Raw genomic sequence first — 18,730 nt, forward strand, 5'->3', positions numbered from 1 at the left:
GATCAGACCCACCCCGACCACCCACACAACGCGGCCGGAAGGGACTTCATTGGCAACCCGAGCCGCACCACAGGGCCCCCAGGGCCCTGCGGTGCGGCTCGGGGCGGCAGCCCCCTCAGTAAAAGCCCCCGGGCGCAGCCCGCAGACCAAACCGCCGCAGCCAGCAGCCCGAAGACCAAAGCCGCGGCCCCCGAAGGCCTTGTGAGTGCTGAGGCCGTCTACCCCGAAGGGGCAGACGGCCTCATCACTCACAAGGTCAGGGGCGTTGCGCTGTTGCCTGTGAGCGGAGCTGGCGCAGCTCCACCAGGTAGTTCTGCAGTTCGGACAGTCGCGCGGTGATCTGGCCGTTGTCCATCTGGGAGGTGTCCATGGCGGCCCGCACGGCGTCGGATGCGGCGCGCAGCCGCTGGTCGTTGATCTCGGTGAAGTGGTCGCGCAGCGTCCGGTGCACAGCGCGCATCCCGGCCCGCAGCTCGTCGCCGACGCGGAAGTTGACGCTGTCCATCAGCTTGGCGACGGCCATCTTCGCCTCCGCCTTGCTGCGTTCCTTGCCGTTCTTGTGGTCCTCCCAGAAGGTGAACAACCCCAGCAGCACACCCGCCGTGACCGACCAGATGCTGATCAGCTGCTGTCCGGCGAGGCTGGTCAGCACACCGACCATCAGGATGCCGCCGTACGAGCCCCGCACGCTGTTGATCACCCTGGCGAACATGCCCGCGTTGTCCGGCTTCTCCATCGGCTTGACCCGCCGCAGCGCGTCGTCGGGGTAGGCCACCCACACCTCGGGCAACGCCACGCCGGCGCCGTCGTCGTTCCCGGCGAGCCTCGCGGCCACCTGCCCGGCGAGCCATCGGGACCGGTCGGTGGCCCAGTCGACGTTGCCGCGCACGTTCTCCGCGACCTTGCGGCGCACGGCAGCGTCGAACCGCTGCCAGTCGCCGATCGGGTTCGCCTTGGTGATCTCCGTTTCGGCTTCCTCCATCACGTCACGGAGGCGGTCCCGGAGGTCGAAGTCGACCTGCGCCATGTACTCGGTGGCACCGTCACCGAGCGCGAGCTGCCAGCTCGCGGACAGCTGCTGGCACCGTTCGAGCGCGGCGATCGCCCGCTGCTGACGTTCCTGCGCCGACCCGCCGCTCGACCGGAGCGACTCGAGCTCGCCGTTCCAGACCGAGCTGAGCTGATCGGCAACGGCGCGGACCTCGCCGAGCACGGACTCCCGTAGCCCCGGCTCCACCCGGGTCCCGACCCGGTCTGCCAGGAACTCCAGCAGCTGGGGCACACCGGAGGCGACCGTGAGCTGCTCGTCGTGCCGCTGCCGGCCGCCGTCGGCGAGCGCCGAGGACACCGGCAGCAACGGGATGCTCGGAGAGTCGAGGTTGGCGGCCTGCAGACGCTGCCGGTTCGCCCGTTGGACCTCGCTCCACCGAGGGTGGAGATCGATCTTGGTGAGCACGCCCACCACCGCGCTGCCCTGCGAACGGAGCCAGGCCAGCGCGTCCAGCTCCGCCGGGCCGTACTCGTGGTCGGCGTCGGAGACGAACAGGACGACGTCGGCCGCGGCCGGGTCCGGCAGCCGGACCTGGTTGCGTCCCGCGCCACCGGGGGCGTCCGTGAAACTCGCCCCCGGCAGCTGGTCGGCCGGTGTTTGTTCGAGGACGTGAACGAGTGCACTGGCGCCCTGACCGGGTAACCCGGCCAGTGCCACACCCATCGGTCGGCGACCGACCCGAGCCCGTGCCTTGGTCAACCGCTCGACCAGGTCGGAACGGCCCGCCGAGGTGGCCAGCCGCCGCACCTGGTCGAGCAGGCCGACCAGCTCGGCGCTGGTCATCAGCTCGGGTCGCTGCATCGTCACCGACACCGCTTGGTCCTCCTCTTGTCTCCTACAGCCGGCACCCGGTACGCGACACCTCAGCCGTGCGGGGTCGCCGCGTGATCGGTGGCGGGGTGCGTCGCGTCGTGCGCGGCCGGAGTGGCGGCGTGGGTCGTGTCCTGCGTGGTCAGGCCACTGGACAGACCGTGCCCGGACGTCGCGGTGGTCGCGCTGGACGGGTCGGCGGCGTGCAGCGCGGTCGGAGCCGTGCTGTGCGTCGTCGGTGTGGTGTGCAGGCCCGAAGCCGAACCCGTCGCACCCGTCGTAGCGGTGCTGTGGGTGGTCGGCGTGGTGTGCGGGACCGGCGCGGTGTGTGCCGCCGGTGCGCTGGACGCCGGGGTGCTGTGGGTCTGCGTGTCATGCGCGGGCGGAGTGACCGAACCGCCGACCGGCTGCGGGCTGTGTCCGGACAGTCCACCGGTCGAACCGGTGTCTGCCTGCGGCGCGCCCGAGTGGGAGAGCTGCCCGGACGTGCTGTGCCCGCTCCCCGGTGCGGTCGTGGTGCCCGGTGCCGTTGTGGTGCCCGGCTGGCTCCCGGTGCCCGGCCCGGTCGGCTGGGTGCCGGTGTCGGCCTGCGGTGCTCCGCCGAACGAACCGTGACCGCCCAGCTGACCGCTGGTCGTCCCGTTGCCGCTGGTCGTCCCGTTGCCACTGGTCGGGTCACTGCTCGTCGTGCCGTGCTGGCCGCCGGTGGTCCCGGTGCCCTGCTGACCGTCGTTCACGCCGGTGCCCGTGCCGTGCTGGAGGCCGGTGCCGTGCTGACCGCTGGTCAGGCCGCCACCGGTCGTACCGTCCTGGTCCGTGCCGGTGGAGCTGTCGCTGTCACCGGTGCTCGACTGGTTGTGCCCCGTGGAGTGCGAGTCCTGCTGGCCGTTGCCGGACCCGCCGAACAGACCACCGAAGAAGCCACCCGAGCCGTGGCTCGCGGTCTGCCCGGAGTCCTGGCCCGAGCTCGTGCCGTGGCCCGACTGGCTACCCGAGGAGTGCGACCCGGACGACCGCGACCCGGCGTCGGTCGGATGCGACGTGTTCTGGGTGGCCGCGTCCTGGATGCTGTGGCTCAGCGGCTGGGACGCGGCGTGCGAGTCGGACCGGGTGTCGAACGGGGTCGCGTTGACCGGCGCGGCCGATGCCGCGACGTTGGCCGCGTTGGCGACCGGGGCGTTCGAGGCAGCCGGGCTCGAGGCACCCGCGTTGGACAGCGACGGACCGTTCGAGACCGACGGCCCGTTGGACAGGGACGGACCGCTGGACGAGCCACCGGAGAACGACGGACCGTTCGACAGCGACGGGCCGTTCGCCAGTGACGGCGAGGGCGAGAACCCCGCGGCGGCAGGCGCGATCGGGCCGCCCTGTGGGCCGCCGAAGGACTGGCCGTGCTGGTCACCGAAGCCGCCGCGCTGGGTGTGGCCGGCGTCGACGATCCGCTGACCGTCGTGCTGCTGAATCTGGCCCCGGGTCCCGTGCCCGATGTCGTGACCGGCGTTGTGGCCGGAGTTCTGCGATCCGAGCTGGTGCTGCAGCGCCCGGTTGTCGTGACGCAGGTCGTTGTTGGCGTGCTGCAGATCGCGGACCTCGTGCTGCAGGTTGTGATCCGCCCGCTGGAGGTCATGGTTCTCATGGCGAAGGTCGCGATCGTCGTGGCCCCGGTTGTCACCGCCCCGGTTGTCACCGCCCCGGCCATCGTGACCCCGGTTGTCATGACCCCGGTTGTCACCACCTCGGCCATCGTGGCCCCGGTTGTCGTGACCCCGGTTGTCATGACCCCAGCTGTCGCCGCCCCGGCCATCGTGACCCCAGCTGTCATGACCCCGACCGTCGTGGTCGTCCCTGGCGTCGCGCAGGTCGTGGCGGCCGTCGCGGAAGTCGTCGCGGGCGTCGTGCAGGTGGCGTTCGCCGTCGCGGTACTCGTCGCGGGCCTGGTGCATCTCGTGACGTCCGTCGCGGAAGTCCCGGTCGGCCTCGTGCTGCTCGGCGCGCGCGTGCCGGAAGTCGTCCCGCGCGTCGCGCTGCTCGTGCCGCGCGTCGCGCATGTCGTGCTGTGCCTCACGCAGGTGGCTCTTCGCCTCATGCACGTCGTGTGAGCTGTCCGCGTGGCGCAGCTCCTCACGGGCCTGGTTCACCTCGTGGCGTGCGCTGCGCAGGTCCTGGTTCGCCTCGCGCTGCTCGTCACGTGCTTCGCGGAAGTCGCGCCGAGCGTCGTGCTCGGCGCGCGCGCCGTCCCGGAAGTCCTGCCGGGCGTCGCGCATGTCGTGCCGGGCGTCCCGGAAGTCGTGCCGGGCCTCGTGCATCTCGTGGTGGCCGTCGCGGAACTCGTGCCGCGCGTCCCGCACGTCGTGACCGTGGTCGTTCCAGCCCCGGTCATGTCCGTGGTCGTGGTCACGGTTGTGATCGTGGTCCCGGTCGTGCCCGCGGTCGTGGTCCCGGTTGTGATCGCGGTCGTGGTCCCGGTTGTGATCGCGGTCGTGGCCACCGTTGTACCCGTGGTCGTGGTGGTGCCAGCCGCGCCAGTCGTGGTCGCTGCTGTAGTGGTCGTGGACCCAGCTGCGGTAGTGGTCGTGGTCCCAGTAGGTGGGGTGGCTCCATCCCGAGGGCGCGATCCAACCGTGGTGGGGCTCCCAGCCGTGCGGTGCGGCCCATCCGACGCCGTCGGCCCAGACCGGCCCGAAGTAGTCGACGCCCGGAATCCAGATGTGGGCGTCGTGCAGGGCGTCGGCGACGTCGTGCACGACGTCACCCCGGATGTCGGCGGCCAGCTCGTGGCGGCTGATGAAACCTTCAGGCATTGCGTGTGCTCCTTCAGAGCTAACTGTCAGACCTGCTCGATAAAGAAACTGACGCCCGATCCTGGGTACGCGCTGGGTCTTTCCTGTGAAGATTCTTTATACTGGCGTTTCCTGTGAAGGAACTCAGTTTCGGTGAGAAATCCACTGAGCCAAACGAATAGCACGCCGCCTGGATGCGCCACCCTCAGGAAACTCGGCCTCAGACACCGGCCGAAGGCCGCGAGCCCGCGCCCGTCGAACATCATCGTCGCAGATCAACGCCGACGTGGCGAGCGGTCTCACCACGTCGGCGTCACTGCCCAGCACACCCGCGACCGAGGCCGTCGGGTATCAGGGAATTGTCAGCAAAGAGGCATCAAACACTGTGCGACAGGAAGCCCAGTACCGCGTCCCGAACAGCGTCCGGCTGCTCCAGCTGCGGCAGGTGCCCGGCATCCGGAATGAGAACCGTGTTCGAATGCCGGAGCAGGCTGGCGAATTCCTCGGCGTAGACCGGCGAGACCAACGCGTCTCGTTCGCCCCAGACCAGCAGCGTCCGCGCGGACACCCGGTGGATGCGTCTGCGCAGCCCCTTGTCCGGGATCGGCCAGATGAAGTGCAGCACGCTGGCCATCCGGACCGCCGCCTCGAACAGCGCCTGAGGATCGTCCGCCGGTGGGGTGAGCAACTCGGCGAGCGGACTGTTCGGGTCCGCCAGCACCAGCCCGGGCAGCGACTCCGGCGGGATGCCCGCGAGGTCGGCGATCGGCGCGTCGTCCCGCCACAGCCCGATCGGCGCGATCAGCACGAGTTCGGACACCCGCCGGGGACTGTTCGCCGCCAGCTCGGCGGCGACCATGCCGCCGAAGGAGTGCCCGACGACCGACACGGTCTCCAGCTCCAGCCCGTCGAGCAGCTCGTCGTAGAGCAGGACGAGCTCCCAGATGCCGGGCAGGTGTTCCAGCGCCTCGGACTCCCCCGCGCCGGGGTGCTCGACCGCGTACACCGTGTGCTGACCGGCGAGTGCTTCGAGGAACGGGTCCCACATCAGACCGCCGGCGCCGTGCAGGAACAGCAGCGGATCACCGGTCCCGGCGACCAGCACCCTGGCCTGGACCTTGCCGCCGAGCACCGGGACCAGGCGTTCCGCGACGTGGGCGGGCAATGACTCCGTGGTGGTCATGACGCTCTCCCCTCAGACCTTCGTTGCGGACCGGTCGGCCGCACCCTGGGGCCACCACTTGTGCTCCCAGCCCTCGTCGTCCCAGATGTGCCGGATCCTCGGGATGACCTCCTCGGCGAACAGCGTGATGTTCTTCTTGGTCAGCTCGTGCGGCATCGAACCGACCTGCAGCAGCGCGTGCAGGTTGCCGACCCTCAGCGTCTTGGCCAGCTCGATCAGCCGGTCGGCCACCGTTGCCGGGCTTCCGGCGATGATGAAGCCCTCGTCGACCAGGGTCTTCCAGTTCTTCTCCAGCGCGGCGACCGCCGCGAGGTCCCCCGGCTGGTTGGTCCGGATGGCGAACTCGCTGCTCTTGCGGGTGCGGTACCCGGGGGCGGTGTTGAAGTACGCCGGGATGTGCAGACACTTGTTGAAGAAGTACGAGCAGTGCTCCAGGTACTCCTGCTCGGCGCGCTCGTCGGTCTCCGAGACGCAGATCAGCTGGGCGAACCCGGCCCGGAACGGGTTGCGTTCCACACCCAGCTCGTCCATCCGGCTCCAGAAGCCGTCCATCAGCTTCTTGCCGAACTTCGCGCCGAAGAAGCTCAGGTAGCTGTAGGTGTAGTCGCGTCTGGCCGCGAGGTCCCAGGTCTCCACCGACCCGCCGCCGGCCAGCCACACCGGCGGGTGCGGCTTCTGCAACGGCTGCGGCCACGGGTTGACGTAGCGCAGCTGGTTGTACTTGCCGTTGAAGCTGAACGGACCCTGCTCGGTCCACGCCTTGATGATCAGCTCTTCGGCCTCGCGGAACCTCGGCCTGGTCTCGGTGGGGGTGACGCCGTAGCAGAAGTTGACGTCCATCGAGGTGCCGACCGGGAAGCCCGCCGCGAGCCGTCCCTTGGACAGCACGTCGAGCATGGCGAACTCCTCGGCCACCCGGGTGGCCGGCGCGTACAACGCCAGGGTGTTGCCCAGCACCATGATCGCGCTGTTGTTCGGTGTGCGGCGCGCGAGCGAGGCCGCCATCAGGTTGGGCGAGGCCATGAAGCCGTAGCCGTTCTGGTGGTGCTCGTTGACGCCGACCCCGTCGAAGCCGAGCCGGTCGGCCAGCTCCAGCTCGTCGAGGTTCCAGTCGTAGTACTGGGCGACCTTCACCGGGTCACACAGCTCGGTGTTCGGCGGGGTGACCCAGATGCTCTCGTAGCGGGACTCGAAGTCCGCCGGCAGGTCGCGGTACGGCATGAGATGAAAGAAGATCGACTTCAATGTCAGTCCTCTCGGTAGGGCCGTGCTCAATAGAGTGGGACAAATGTGAATACAGTCACGCTACGCGGCGATCCGACCGCGAAACACCCCCTTGCGGCGACCCGTTCGACCGACGACGAACGAAACGGAGTCCGGATGTCTTCGACCGAAACCCAGGCTGTTGCGCTTCGCCGCGACGGGACGACGCTTCACGTGACGCTCGACCGCCCGGCGAAGCTGAACACGTTGCGGCCCGAGGACATCCGAGCGCTGGGTGCGGCGATGGAGCTGGACCCAGACGTCCGCACGGTCGTCTTCCGGGGCGCTGGTGATCGGGCGTTCACTGCCGGCATGCACGTCGACTCGTTCGACGGCCTGACCACCGAGACCGCGCGCGCGTTCATCTCCGGCCTGCGCGACATGCTCCAGGCCGTGCGGACCGCACCGGTCGCCACAATCTGCGCGGTGGACGGCTACTGCCTCGGTGTCGGTTTCGAGCTGGCGCTGGCCTGCGACATCCGGGTCGCCAGCACCCGGTCCTCGTTCGGCCTTCCGGAGATCAAGGTCGGCATCCCGTCGGTCGCGGACGCGGCGCTGCTGGCCCAGCACGTCGGGCTGAGCTTCGCCAAGGAGATGATCCTGACCGGCGACCTCTACCCGCTGCGCCGGTTCGAGGCCTCGGGCCTGTGCAACGAGGTCGTCGAACCCGATGCGCTCGACGGGGCCGTCTCGCGTTGGGTGGCCAGGGTGGGCGGCCACACGGCCACCGCGACCGCGTCACAGAAGCGGCTGTTCGAGATCTGGCAGAACACCACCCTGGCCACCGGCACCGCGCTCAGCGTGAGCGAGTTCGCCTCGGTGTTCGCCGCCGAGGAGACCCACACCCAGCTCGCCGCCTACCGCCGCAACCTCTGACCACCGGCACACCCCGTGAGTGAGTTGGGCTGCCCGGGCAGCCCAACTCACTCACGGCAGCTGACCAGCGGTTTCCGCTCGGCGGCGACGACGCGGGCGTCCAGCGCCCTCGACACCAGCCCGAGCACGAGCGCGGCGGCCGCCAGTAGCGCGCCGACGAAGGCGGGCGCGCGGAACCCCCAGCCCGCGGTGATCACCAGGCCGCCCAGCCACGGGCCGAGTGTGTTGCCGACGTTGAACGCCGACGTGCCGGCCGCGCCCGCCAACGTCGGCGCCGGTCCGGCCAGCATGAACACCCTGGCGTTGAGCGGCGTCGCGGCGGAGAACACCACGACACCCAGCAGGAGTGACGCGGCCAGCAGCACGGCGGGCACCGACCCGGCCACCGTGATCACACCCAGCACCACGACGATCGCGCCGAGCGCGGTGTACGTGGTCGCCCACGGGTGCCGGTCCGACAGCCGGCCGCCGATCTGGATGCCCAGCAGACTGCCCACCCCGTACAGGGTGAGCGCGACCGGCACCATGCGCGCTTCCATGCCCGCGACGTCGGTGATCACCGGGGCCAGGTAGCTGAACGTGCCCATGACCGCCGACTCGAAGACCGCGATCGTGGCCAGGCTCAGCCACAGCCTGCCGTTGTCGAAGGTCCGCAGCTCGGCACGGACACTGACCGGCGTGGTGGTGTCGCGACGCCCGGGCGGCAGCACCGCGCGCACCGCCACCGCGGCGACCACGGCGGCCGCGCCGATGATCCAGAACGTCGCCCGCCAGCCGAGCTGCTGACCGACCAGGGTGCCCAGCGGCACGCCGAGCACGTTCGCCACGGTCAGCCCGCCCATGAGCAGCGACAGGGCGCGCGCCCGGTGTGCCGGGTCCACCATGCCGACCACGACGACCCCGGCGACGGCCCAGAAGCCGCCGGTGGCCGACGCCGTCACGATCCTGGCGACCATGAGTGTCGCGTAGTCGCCGGCGAGGGCCCCGACGACCTGGCCGACGGCGAACAGCCCGAGCGCACCGAGCAGCGTGGCTCGGCGCGGCCAGCTGAGCGTGAGCACGGTGAGCAGCGGCGCGCCGACCACCATGGCGATGGCGAACGCCGAGATCAGCAGTCCGGCCTTCGGGATGGACACGGCGAAGTCGGCGGCGACCTCGGGCAGGAGTCCCGCGATCACGAACTCGGTCGTACCGAGGACGAAGATGGCCGCTCCCAGCACGTACACCGCACGCGGTATGCGCACCTTTTTAGAACGTTCAGTCTCGATACTGCTCACAGTAGTCCCCTTGATCGGTCGGGCTGGAACTTCTAGCTGAGTGCCGCGAGTGCGTGCCGGGCGGCATCCCGGGCACGTTGCGCACCCTGGTCGGAGCTGCTGACCACCTGCATGCCCTGCATCAGGACCAGGAGATATCTGGCGAACGCGGCCGGGTCGACATCGGCCCGAATCTCGCCCTGAGCCCTGGCCCGCAGCAGTGCCGAGGTCAGCATCACCTCGACCGACGTCCAGTTCAGGTCGAGCCGCCGCCGCACCGCGACATCGTCGACCGGGCATTCCACGGCCGCGTTCACGACCATACAGCCCGGTGGAGTGCCTGCCGGCGGCGGAGCGGCGTAGCTGTCGAGCAACGACTGGATCGCCGGCAGGACCGGGCCGGGCTGAGCGAGACGCTCGGCCGGACTCTTCTCGGGGAGACCGGTGTACCGGTCGAGCGCGGCGAGATAGAGGTCGTGCTTGCCGCCGAACGTCGCGTACAGGCTCGCCTTGGCGATCCCGAGGTGCTCGACGAGATCAGTGATCGAGGTCGTCGCGTACCCCTGGCGCCAGAACAGCTCCATCGCGCGACCCAGCACCTCGTCGGGGTCGAACTCCTTGATCCTGGCCATGGTGTCGACTGTACTCGATCGAGACCAATCATTCTTGAATATCACTATTGAAAACGACTATCGTTTGTGTTTGAGTGCTGTCCATGGATGGTTTCACCGTGGTGTTGTGTCGTGCCGAAGGGTGCACCGGGCATCCGGACGCCGAGCGTGGCCCGGTCGAGGCGGCGTTGTCCGAGACCACGCGTAGCTGCTCGCATGGCGTCCTGGTGCTGACCGGGTGCCTCATGGGAGCCACGTTGTGCCGGGCCTGCGGGCCCTCCGCCGCCCGGTCGGACGGGCGGGTCGCGCTGGTGCAGCCCTGTCACGCGTCCCGCCAGCCTGCCGGGCCCGCCGTGTTGGTGGGGCCCATCCGGGACTCCTCGGACGCCGACGAGCTCTGTTCGTGGCTGCGAGCCGGGGCGTTGACGTCCGACCAGCTTCCGGAACGGCTCTGTGGCTACGCCCGGACTCTGCGGGCCGCCTCCACGAACTGAGCTCAGGAGTGCGGGCGGGCCCAGGTCGTCAGAGCCGCCGCCGAGAGCGTGTTGATCACTTGGCCGGTGGGGACCTCGCAGTCCGCCGCCCGTGCGCAGCCGTAGGGCAGCCAGTCCAGCTGGCCGGGGGCGTGGGCATCGGTGTCGACCGAGAAACGGCAGCCCGCCGCCACCGCCTGGCGCAGGAGGCGCCTCGGCGGGTCCAGGCGTTCGGGCCTCGAGTTGATCTCCACCGCCACGTCGTACTCCGCGCACGCGTCGAAGACGGCGGCCGCGTCGAACGTGGACTCGGGGCGCTTACGACTGCCGGTCACCATCCGCCCGGTGCAGTGGCCCAGCACGTTCACCCGGGGGTTCGCCACGGCCGTCAGCATCCGTTCGGTCATCTCTGCCGCCGGCATGCGCAGCTTCGAGTGCACCGACGCGACCACCAGGTCCAGCTCGTCCAGCAGCGCGGCATCCTGGTCGAGTGCGCCGTCGTCGAGGATGTCGACCTCGATGCCGGTCAGGATGAGGAACGGGGCCAAGCGGGTGTTCAGCTCGGCCACCACGTCCAGCTGCCGGCGCAAACGGTCGACGGACAGGCCGTTGGCCACCGTCAGCCTGGGTGAATGGTCGGTGAGCACCAGGTAGTCGTGCCCGAGGTCGCGCGCGGTGAGCGCCATCTCCTCGATCGGCGAGCCGCCGTCCGACCAGTCCGAATGCGTATGGCAGTCGCCGCGCAGTGCCGCCCGCAGCCGCTCCCCCGATCCGGTCAGCTTCGGAATCGCCGGAATTCCGGACTCCCCCGCCCCGCCCTCGGAGTCCGAGGCCCGCGCCTCCAGCTCGCGCAGGTACTCGGGCTCCTCACCGGCCAGCGACTGCAGCACACAACGCGCGGTCGTATCGCCGACACCCTTCACCTTGGTCAGGCCACGCCCTCGGGCGAGCGCCTCCAGGTCGTCGCGTTCGGCCAGGATGTTGGCGGCGGTACGGAACGCGCGCACCCGATAGGTGGACGAGTGCGCCCGTTCCAGTAGGAAGGCGATGCGCCGCAGGTCGACGACCGGGTCCCGGGTGGACATGCGCCCATCCTGCCCGGTCGCACGGGAACTCGCCGCATCACGACCCGAGAACCGTGGCCGCCTTCCAGCTCTGCACCAGCTCGACCGCTCGAATCAGAAGTTTGTCCTGATCAACCTCTGCGATCAGGCGCAGGAATTCACTACCGATCACCACACCCGCAACATGCGGCGCAAGCAATCGAACTTCACTCTCGTAGCGGATACCGAATCCAGCAATAAAGGGCTTACTCGCCGTCGACTCGACGTCCGCTACCCGCCGCATGATCGCCGTGTCATCCAACTCCTCACCGGTCTTCGAACCGAGTGTGCGATAGGTCAGATTCGTCGCGTGATCTTCACAGCGACGAGCCGCCTCATCACCTAGTCCCGGGCGAATCACCGGAATCATGTCCAGCCCGGCCGAGTGGACCAGCGCCATCCCCGCCTCATCCGGTTCGGTCAACACCAACCCGTCGACTCCGGCCCTCACGGACTCGTCGAGAAGAGTCGGCCAGCCGACATCGGCAATCGTTTCCGGATAGATGAGCAACACAATCGGGAGTGACGGTGATCGTCGCCGTAGCTCGGCCAGCTCTCGCCAGACCCGGCCGAGCTCCACCTGGCCACAGCGGGCGAACGACCTGCCGATCTCCGCACCCCTCGGCGCGGCGTTCGGGGTCGGGATGCCCAGTTCGAGTACATCCATGCCCGCCTCGGCCAGCATGGGGACCAGGTCGGGGAGTCCACTGGTCAGCGGGTCCGTCGCGGTCAGATAGAGCATCAGGAGCCGCTCGCGCGCCGCAGCGGCCCGCCGCATCCGATCACCGATCCGGTCTACCCCCGACACAGCTCGGCTTCCTGGCGCAGCTCGGCGAGCAGCCCCACCGGATCGTCGCTCTTCGCCATGGCCGTTCCGATCAACACCGCGTCCGCGCCCGCCTGCGACGCTCTCGCCACATCCACGCCGGACAGCATCCCACTTTCCGAGATGACGAGCACGTGCTCCGGGACCACGGGCAGCAGCGACTCGCTGGCGCTGACCGTGCCGGGGTCGAGCTCCAACGCCGTGATGTCCCGGTTGTTCAGCCCGATCGCCCGGGCCCCGATGTCGATCGCCCTGGTCAGCTGCTCGGGACCATGCACTCCGACGACCACCTCCAGGCCGATCTCCTCGGCCCGCGCACGCATGGTGTCGAACAGGATCGGATCGGGAATCGTGCCGAGCGACAGCTGGACGGCGTCGAACCCCGCGTCGAGCGACTCGTCCATCTGGTCGACCGAGGTGAAGAACTCCTTGCGCATCAACGGGACCGGGGACAAGGCGCGCACCCGGCGCGCCAATTCCACACTGCCACCGAAATGAGTGTAATCGGTCGGCATCGACAGTGCGTCGACTCCGGCATCTACCAGGGACTTTACATACGGTTCGAGTTGACCATCGGCAATCAGTTCACCATCCCGAGGCGATCTAATTTTCACATCAACCATGATCACAGTGCGCCTGTTACGCCTCGCGATGGACAGCACCCTATAAAGGCTACGAATAGTCACGATTCCCCTAAATCAGCCCAGACCTCACCGACTGCTACCGAATAACGCGGAGGAGGCCGGGTGGCTCGCGGATCATTGCACCGATCCATGCTTCTCGCGAGCCGTTCCACGGTCATCACCACGCTACTGACGAATTCGACAGCGCGACAAGGAAAAGCAAGTCTCAATCTTGTTTACGTGTGCATCAGCATCCGAATGGAGCATCGTTCGACTGCGTTCCGCTACCACCTGCACCCGATCTGACCCAGCTCGGCGCACCCGCCGTTCGAGGCGGCGCTCCGGCATCCAGGCGACGCCGAGTCGAACCTACCTTCAGTAAGTTACTCAGAGTAACTAATCTCCGATAGGCTGTGTGAGTGGACGTCAAGAAGCCGACGCGGCGCCGGGTCGGGCGCACGGAGCGGGAGCGGCAGATCCTGGACGCGGCGACGGCGGTGTTCACCGAGCGCGGCTACCAGGCGGCCTCGATGGACGCCGTCGCGGAACGGGTCGGGGTCACCAAGCCGGTGCTCTACGACCACTTCGGCTCCAAGGAGGGGCTGCTACTCGCCAGTGTCGCCCGGACCCGCCAGGAACTGCTGACCGAGACGACCAAGGCGGTCGCGGGCGCGTCCGAGCCGGAGGACATGGTCCGTCGGGGGTTCCGCGCGTTCTTCGACTTCCTCGACGCACGGGCGTATGCCTGGACGCTGCTCTACGAGGGCGCGATGAACCCGGTAGGCACGGCGGGCGAGGCGGTCGACTCGATCCGCAACCAGCACATCGACCTGATCGTCGGCATGATCCGGCTGCAGGCACCGGACGCCGATCCGCGCAGGCTGGAGAGCTACGCGCACATCATCGTGGGCGCGAGTGAGCGGCTCGCCCTGTGGCGCAACCGGCGCGGCGACGTGAGCGCGGCCGACGCCACCGAGTACCTGATGGACATGATCTGGACCGGCATGGGCGGTAAGTGGCGCGAGCGGGGCGCGCAACAATAACGGGATGGCTGGCACCGGATCGACCACGCACCGCACGCTGCGGGTTCTGCGCACCGAGCGGATCACCCCCAAGATGGCGCGCATCACCCTCGGCGGCGCCGAGCTGTCCGGCTACCCGGCCTTCGGACCCGACCAGCGCATCAAGCTGTTCTTCCCGGTGGAGGGGCAGGACCGGCCGGCGATGCCGAGGACGTCCTCCGGCGGCCCGGTGTGGCCACCCGGCGAGCCGCGCCCGGTGATCCGCAGCTACACCGTCCGCCGGTTCGACGCCGCCGCCGGCGAGCTGGACGTCGACTTCGTGCTGCACACCGCGCAGGGCCCCGCCGCGACGTGGGCCGCCCGCGCCGAGCCGGGCGACTGGGTCGGCATCTCCGAGCCGGGCGGGCGCTACCAGCCGGACCCGGCGGCCGAGGCGCACCTGGTGATCGGCGACGAGTCCGCGCTACCGGCGATCACCACCGTGCTGGACGCCCTCGCCGAGTTCACCGGCCCCGTCGAGGTGTGGATCGAGGTCGCGGACGCCGACGAGGAACAGCCGCTGCCGGTCACCGCGTCCACCACCGTCCACTGGCTGCACCGGGGTGACGCGCCCGCCGGCTCGCGCCTGACCGAGGCGCTGACGTCCGCGCAACTGCCCCCGAACTGTCAGGCCTGGTTGTCCGCCGAGGCCGCCGCGGTGCGGGACATCCGCGCGCACCTGTTGGACAACCATTCGCTACCCCGCAGGATGATCTACGCAACCGGATATTGGCGAGCCCGCTGAGCCAGTCCCAACTTTCCCTGACTCCACAGCAGCCTCACAGCTTCGGCTTACCGATCCGACAGTCGGCCCGCGCATAGTGGAGCCATGTCCACGCCACTGCCCCTGCCCGTGCCGCTGTCCCGGCCGCTGACCGCGCCTCGTCCGGTCCGGCGCCCGGTGAACCGACGTCTGCTCGAGCAGCTGGGCAGCTATGCCGTCATCGGCATGCTCAGCACGGCACTGCAGCTCGGCATGTACCTGCTGCTGCGCGACATGCTCGGCCCGTTGAGCGCGAACCTCGTGGCGTCCGCGCTGAGCTCGGTGCTCAACGTCGCGGCGAACCGGTACTTCACGTTCGGCATCCACAACCGCCGTGACCTGGGCCGGCATCACCTGCAGGGGCTGCTGGTGTTCGTGCTCAGCCTCGGGCTCACCAGCTGTGCGCTCGGACTGCTGGACATCGTCGCGCCGGATGCCAGCCAGAGCTCCGAGCTGGTGATCCTGCTGGCCGCGAACACCATGTCCACCATGGCGCGCTTCTCGTTGCTGCGCGGCTGGGTGTTCGCCACCCGCGCGGGGCGCCCCCGAACCCGCTGACGGCTACCGCGTGATCCCGGTGTGGCCGAGCGAGTAGCGGCCGGTCTGCGGCCAGACGCACAGGCCGTGCGGGCCCTTGCCCACCGGAATCTGTTTGATCAGGTGACCGTCGTCGGTGGACAGCACGTAGACGGCGTCGTTGTAACGACCGGACAGCCACAGCTGCTTGCCGTCGGCACTCAGCCCGCCCATGTCCGGGCTGGCGTGGCCCGGGATCTTCCACTTGGTCATCGGGGCGCCGGTGTAGGCGTCGAGGACGCTGACCGTGCCCTCGTGCCGGTTGGTCACGAACAGCCGTTTGGCCTCACGGTCCAGGTACAGCCCGTGGGCGCCCGGCCCCGTCGGGATCTCCTTGATGACCTTGGTCGCCGCGCCGTCGAGCACCCACAGCCCGTTCTGGTCGGAGTCGGCGATGTAGAACACCGAGCCGTCCGGGGCCAGCTTGATGTCCTGCGGGCCCATGTGGCGGTTGCGTTTCGGCATGTCGATTGTCCGCAGCAGCGTGCGGGTCTGCAGGTCGACGACCGCGACGCGACCGTCGAACTCGCAGGTGAAGACGCCGATGCGGCCGTTGGGCGTGTAGTCGGCGTGGTCGATGCCCGCGCAGTTCGGGGTGAGCGTCTCCGATTCCTGCTTCCAGGTCTTCGGGTTGTACCAGATCAGCCGCTTGCGGGCTTCGGCGACGACGATCGCGGCCGAGCCGTCCGGTGTGTAGTACATGTTGTACGGGTCGATCACCGGGATGCGCTTGTCCGGTTTGCCGGTGTTCGGGTCGAACGGGGTGACGGTGTTGCCGAGGTCGTCGGTCGCGTACAGCATGCGCATGTCGTGCGAGGGCACGACGTGCTGCACCTCGATACCGGCCGGGTACTTGCCGACCACCGCGAACGTCACCGGGTCGATCACCCACACGTCGCCCGACTTCGTGTGCGGCACGTAGACCAACGGCTTCGCGGCCTTGGTCACGTCGTTGAGCATGTTCGCGCCGGCGTCGGAGTACACGTTGTGCGGGTCGCTCACCGGCGGCATGCCGGGCAGCGGCGGGGAATGGACGTCGACGGGCGCACCGGCGGGCGTGCTGGTGGCCGGCGGTGGTGGAGCGGGAGCCGAGGTGGGGGGCGGGAGCTGGTGCTCGGCCGTCGCGCAACCACCGAGTGCGAGTGCCAGCGCGAGCGCCGACACTGTGCAAAACCTGTGTAACACGGGCGGAGCGTAGCGTCAGGTTCTTGAGAGTCCGCACGGGAATAGCCACACCGCCTCGCGCACCTCGATGGGGTGAGCGTTGCGATCTTCATGGCACACTGGGTGCCTCGTTCGCAGCCATAACACCGTAACGGAGTGAAGACCATGCGCTACCTGGTCACCGGCGGTACCGGGTTCCTCGGCCGGCACCTGCTTGCCCGCCTGCTGACCCGAGCCGACGCGGAGATCACCTGCCTGGTCCGTACTCCCGGACGGCTGAGTGCCCGCACCTCCGACCTGCCCGGTCACGAGCGGCTCCACGCGCTCAAGGGCGATCTCACGGTCGACGGTCTCGGGTTGTCCGACTCTGACCTCGAGGCGCTGGCCGGGGTCGACCACGTCGTACACCTGGCGGCGGTCTACGACATGACCGCGAGCGACGCCGCCAACCGGGCGGCGAACGTCGACGGCACCCGGCGGGTCATCGAGCTCGCGGAACGCATCGGCGCGGGAGTGCTGCACCACGTGTCCTCGGTCGCGGTGGCCGGTGACTACCGGGGCCGGTTCACCGAGTCGGACTTCGACGTCGACCAGCACCTCGGCTCGCCGTACCACTCGACGAAGTTCGCCGCAGAGGCGCAGGTGCGCGCGCAGACGGCCGTGCCGTGGCGGGTCTACCGACCGGCGATCGTGGTCGGCGACTCACGCACCGGCGAGATGGACAAGGTCGACGGCCCGTACTACCTGCTGCCCTCGATCGAGGCGATGGCGAAAGCGGTCGGACCCGCGGCGCCGCTGGTCCGGTCGGTGCCGATCCCGGTGCCCGACCTCGGTGCGACGACGATCGTCCCGGTCGACTACGTGGCCGACGCGATGGCCGAGCTGATGCACCGCGACGGGCTCGACGGCCGTGCGTTCCACCTGGTCTCGCCGCACCCACAGCCGCTGGTCGGGGTGTACAACGCGCTCGCCGCGTCGGCCGGCGCGCCTCGGCTGACGCAGGCCATCCCGGACGCGGTCGCGGCGCCGGCACGCGCACTGGCCGGTCTGTTCGGTGACGTCATCGGCAAGGTGCCCGAGGTACTGGAGCTGCGCGACGCGGTACTGACCGAGATCGGCATCCCGCCCGAGGTTCTGCCGCACATGGGCTTCCGCACGGTGTTCGACGACTCGCAGACCAGAGCGGCGCTGGCCGGCACCGGCATCAGCTGCCCGGAGTTCGCCGACTACGCCCCGGAGCTCTACCACTACTGGCGCGACCATCTCGACCCCAACCGCGCGCGCCGCCACGGTCCGAAGGGGCAACTCGACGGCCGCACCGTGATGATCACCGGCGCGTCCTCCGGGATCGGCAGGGAGACCGCGCTGCGGGTCGCGGCCGAGGGCGGCATCCCGCTGCTCGTCGCCCGGCGCGGCGAGGAACTGGAGAAGGTCCGCGCCGAGATCGAGGAGGCGGGCGGCCGGGCGAGTGTCTACTCGTGCGACATCACCGACGCCGACTCGGTCGACAAGCTCGTCGGCGACGCGATGGCCGACCACGGCCAGGTCGACATGCTGGTCAACAACGCGGGCCGGTCGATCCGCCGCTCGGTCCGGCTGAGCTACGACCGGTTCCACGACTACGAGCGCACCATGGCGATCAACTACTTCGGCGCGGTGCGGCTGACCCTGGCGCTGCTGCCGCAGATGTCGCGGCGGCGCTTCGGGCACATCGTCAACATCTCCTCGATCGGGGTGCAGACGAACCCGCCCCGGTTCTCCGCGTACCTCGGTTCGAAGGCGGCGCTGGACGCGTTCGCCAGGGTGGTGGCGAGCGAGACCTACGGCGACGGGATCACCTTCACCACGATTCACATGCCGCTGGTGCGCACCGCCATGATCGCGCCGACGAACATCTACCGCGCCTTCCCGACGAAGTCGCCGGAGGAGGCGGCCGACATGGTGATGGACGCGTTGCACCGCCGTCCCAAGCACATCGGCACTCCGCTCGGCACGGCCGGCTCACTCGCCTACACCGTGGCGCCCCGCCTGACCGACGCCCTGCTGCACGTCGCGTTCCGGGTGTTCCCCGACTCGGCGGCGGCGCGGGGCGACGACGCGAGCGCCAGCACCGAGATGAGCACCCTGTCCCGGGGCGCGCGAGCCATGGCAAGGGTCCTGCCCGGCATCCACTGGTAGCCGCCGCATCCGGGGCGCACAGAGCTGGGGACGCGTGCGAAGTCCCCACGCTCCAGTGTGCGCACGTTCGTGCTGTGTCGCACATGTCCGGACATGTGCGACACAGCACGAACGTGTGCACAGTGGCCCGAGA

The 18,730-nt window shown here is 69.3% G+C and carries 16 protein-coding genes; 6 read left to right on the plus strand and 10 right to left on the minus strand.

What is annotated here, in order from left to right:
- Nucleotides 1-256: 256 nt before the first annotated feature.
- From G406_RS0133900 to G406_RS0133915, 4 genes are all read right to left on the minus strand, one after another.
- The gene (locus G406_RS0133900) at nt 257-1,864 is read right to left on the minus strand and encodes a P-loop NTPase family protein (RefSeq protein ID WP_028937249.1); all 1,608 of its coding nucleotides are present in this window, start codon (nt 1,862-1,864) and stop codon (nt 257-259) included.
- 50 nt (nt 1,865-1,914) lie between these two features.
- A complete protein-coding gene (locus tag G406_RS54840) occupies nt 1,915-4,662 on the minus strand; it encodes a hypothetical protein (protein WP_028937250.1) in 2,748 nt (915 codons plus the stop codon).
- A gap of 355 nt (nt 4,663-5,017) precedes the next feature.
- Nucleotides 5,018-5,824 (minus strand): alpha/beta fold hydrolase, encoded by an 807-nt coding sequence (locus tag G406_RS0133910; protein ID WP_028937251.1) that lies wholly within the window; start codon nt 5,822-5,824, stop codon nt 5,018-5,020.
- Between the two features lie 12 nt (nt 5,825-5,836).
- Entirely contained in the window at nt 5,837-7,069 is a 1,233-nt protein-coding gene (locus G406_RS0133915; RefSeq protein ID WP_037080129.1) for an LLM class flavin-dependent oxidoreductase, read from the minus strand.
- Between the two features lie 135 nt (nt 7,070-7,204).
- On the opposite strand from G406_RS0133915, the gene G406_RS51640 reads away from it, so the two are divergent.
- On the plus strand, nt 7,205-7,963 hold the full coding sequence (locus G406_RS51640) for an enoyl-CoA hydratase-related protein (RefSeq protein WP_084216592.1): 759 nt from the start codon (nt 7,205-7,207) through the stop codon (nt 7,961-7,963).
- Nucleotides 7,964-8,010: 47 nt separating this feature from the next.
- On the opposite strand, the gene G406_RS0133925 is transcribed toward G406_RS51640, so the two are convergent.
- Both G406_RS0133925 and G406_RS0133930 read right to left on the minus strand, forming a co-directional pair.
- Complete coding sequence (locus tag G406_RS0133925; RefSeq protein WP_169736846.1) at nt 8,011-9,207, minus strand: Cmx/CmrA family chloramphenicol efflux MFS transporter; 1,197 nt, start codon at nt 9,205-9,207, stop codon at nt 8,011-8,013.
- Nucleotides 9,208-9,272: 65 nt separating this feature from the next.
- Nucleotides 9,273-9,851 carry a TetR/AcrR family transcriptional regulator gene (locus G406_RS0133930; RefSeq protein ID WP_028937254.1) on the minus strand — a complete coding sequence of 193 codons (579 nt, stop codon included), beginning with the start codon at nt 9,849-9,851 and terminating at the stop codon, nt 9,273-9,275.
- An 83-nt stretch (nt 9,852-9,934) separates the two neighbouring features.
- On the opposite strand from G406_RS0133930, the gene G406_RS51645 reads away from it, so the two are divergent.
- Nucleotides 9,935-10,324 carry a hypothetical protein gene (locus G406_RS51645; RefSeq protein ID WP_156935306.1) on the plus strand — a complete coding sequence of 130 codons (390 nt, stop codon included), beginning with the start codon at nt 9,935-9,937 and terminating at the stop codon, nt 10,322-10,324.
- Nucleotides 10,325-10,326: 2 nt separating this feature from the next.
- Here the strand turns inward: G406_RS51645 and G406_RS0133940 are convergent, their stop codons facing one another.
- Genes G406_RS0133940 through G406_RS51650 form a run of 3 tightly spaced genes read right to left on the minus strand, consistent with a single transcriptional unit; the run spans nt 10,327 to nt 12,918 of the window.
- Nucleotides 10,327-11,388, minus strand: a complete 1,062-nt coding sequence (locus tag G406_RS0133940; protein ID WP_037080134.1) for a PHP domain-containing protein — start codon at nt 11,386-11,388, stop codon at nt 10,327-10,329.
- 37 nt (nt 11,389-11,425) lie between these two features.
- Nucleotides 11,426-12,184 carry a tryptophan synthase subunit alpha gene (locus tag G406_RS0133945; protein ID WP_156935307.1) on the minus strand — a complete coding sequence of 253 codons (759 nt, stop codon included), beginning with the start codon at nt 12,182-12,184 and terminating at the stop codon, nt 11,426-11,428.
- 17 nt (nt 12,185-12,201) lie between these two features.
- Entirely contained in the window at nt 12,202-12,918 is a 717-nt protein-coding gene (locus tag G406_RS51650; protein ID WP_169736847.1) for an indole-3-glycerol-phosphate synthase, read from the minus strand.
- A gap of 356 nt (nt 12,919-13,274) precedes the next feature.
- Between G406_RS51650 and G406_RS51655 the strand changes: the two genes are divergently transcribed.
- From G406_RS51655 to G406_RS0133965, 3 genes are all read left to right on the plus strand, one after another.
- A complete protein-coding gene (locus G406_RS51655) occupies nt 13,275-13,898 on the plus strand; it encodes a TetR/AcrR family transcriptional regulator (RefSeq protein WP_037080140.1) in 624 nt (207 codons plus the stop codon).
- A 4-nt stretch (nt 13,899-13,902) separates the two neighbouring features.
- Nucleotides 13,903-14,661 carry a siderophore-interacting protein gene (locus G406_RS0133960; RefSeq protein WP_028937257.1) on the plus strand — a complete coding sequence of 253 codons (759 nt, stop codon included), beginning with the start codon at nt 13,903-13,905 and terminating at the stop codon, nt 14,659-14,661.
- Between the two features lie 84 nt (nt 14,662-14,745).
- A complete protein-coding gene (locus tag G406_RS0133965; protein WP_028937258.1) occupies nt 14,746-15,237 on the plus strand; it encodes a GtrA family protein in 492 nt (163 codons plus the stop codon).
- 3 nt (nt 15,238-15,240) lie between these two features.
- On the opposite strand, the gene G406_RS0133970 is transcribed toward G406_RS0133965, so the two are convergent.
- Entirely contained in the window at nt 15,241-16,419 is a 1,179-nt protein-coding gene (locus tag G406_RS0133970; protein ID WP_037080142.1) for a YncE family protein, read from the minus strand.
- A 165-nt stretch (nt 16,420-16,584) separates the two neighbouring features.
- Here G406_RS0133970 and G406_RS0133975 point away from each other — a divergent pair, with 165 nt between their 5' ends.
- Nucleotides 16,585-18,597 (plus strand): SDR family oxidoreductase, encoded by a 2,013-nt coding sequence (locus G406_RS0133975; RefSeq protein WP_037080365.1) that lies wholly within the window; start codon nt 16,585-16,587, stop codon nt 18,595-18,597.
- The last annotated feature ends 133 nt before the right edge of the window (nt 18,598-18,730 follow it).

Source organism: Actinospineispora spinosispora DSM 44797, from assembly GCF_000429025.1.
GTDB classification, from domain to species: domain Bacteria; phylum Actinomycetota; class Actinomycetes; order Mycobacteriales; family Pseudonocardiaceae; genus Pseudonocardia; species Pseudonocardia spinosispora.

Coding starts and splice junctions, on each gene's coding strand:
- G406_RS0133940 (WP_037080134.1), bottom strand. CDS start 11,388: ATGTCCACCCGGGACCCGGTCGTCGACCTGCGGCGCATCGCCTTCCTA.
- G406_RS0133965 (WP_028937258.1), top strand. CDS start 14,746: ATGTCCACGCCACTGCCCCTGCCCGTGCCGCTGTCCCGGCCGCTGACC.
- G406_RS0133910 (WP_028937251.1), bottom strand. CDS start 5,824: ATGACCACCACGGAGTCATTGCCCGCCCACGTCGCGGAACGCCTGGTC.
- G406_RS51645 (WP_156935306.1), top strand. CDS start 9,935: ATGGATGGTTTCACCGTGGTGTTGTGTCGTGCCGAAGGGTGCACCGGG.
- G406_RS0133945 (WP_156935307.1), bottom strand. CDS start 12,184: ATGCGGCGGGCCGCTGCGGCGCGCGAGCGGCTCCTGATGCTCTATCTG.
- G406_RS0133960 (WP_028937257.1), top strand. CDS start 13,903: ATGGCTGGCACCGGATCGACCACGCACCGCACGCTGCGGGTTCTGCGC.
- G406_RS54840 (WP_028937250.1), bottom strand. CDS start 4,662: ATGCCTGAAGGTTTCATCAGCCGCCACGAGCTGGCCGCCGACATCCGG.
- G406_RS0133930 (WP_028937254.1), bottom strand. CDS start 9,851: ATGGCCAGGATCAAGGAGTTCGACCCCGACGAGGTGCTGGGTCGCGCG.
- G406_RS0133975 (WP_037080365.1), top strand. CDS start 16,585: ATGCGCTACCTGGTCACCGGCGGTACCGGGTTCCTCGGCCGGCACCTG.
- G406_RS51640 (WP_084216592.1), top strand. CDS start 7,205: ATGTCTTCGACCGAAACCCAGGCTGTTGCGCTTCGCCGCGACGGGACG.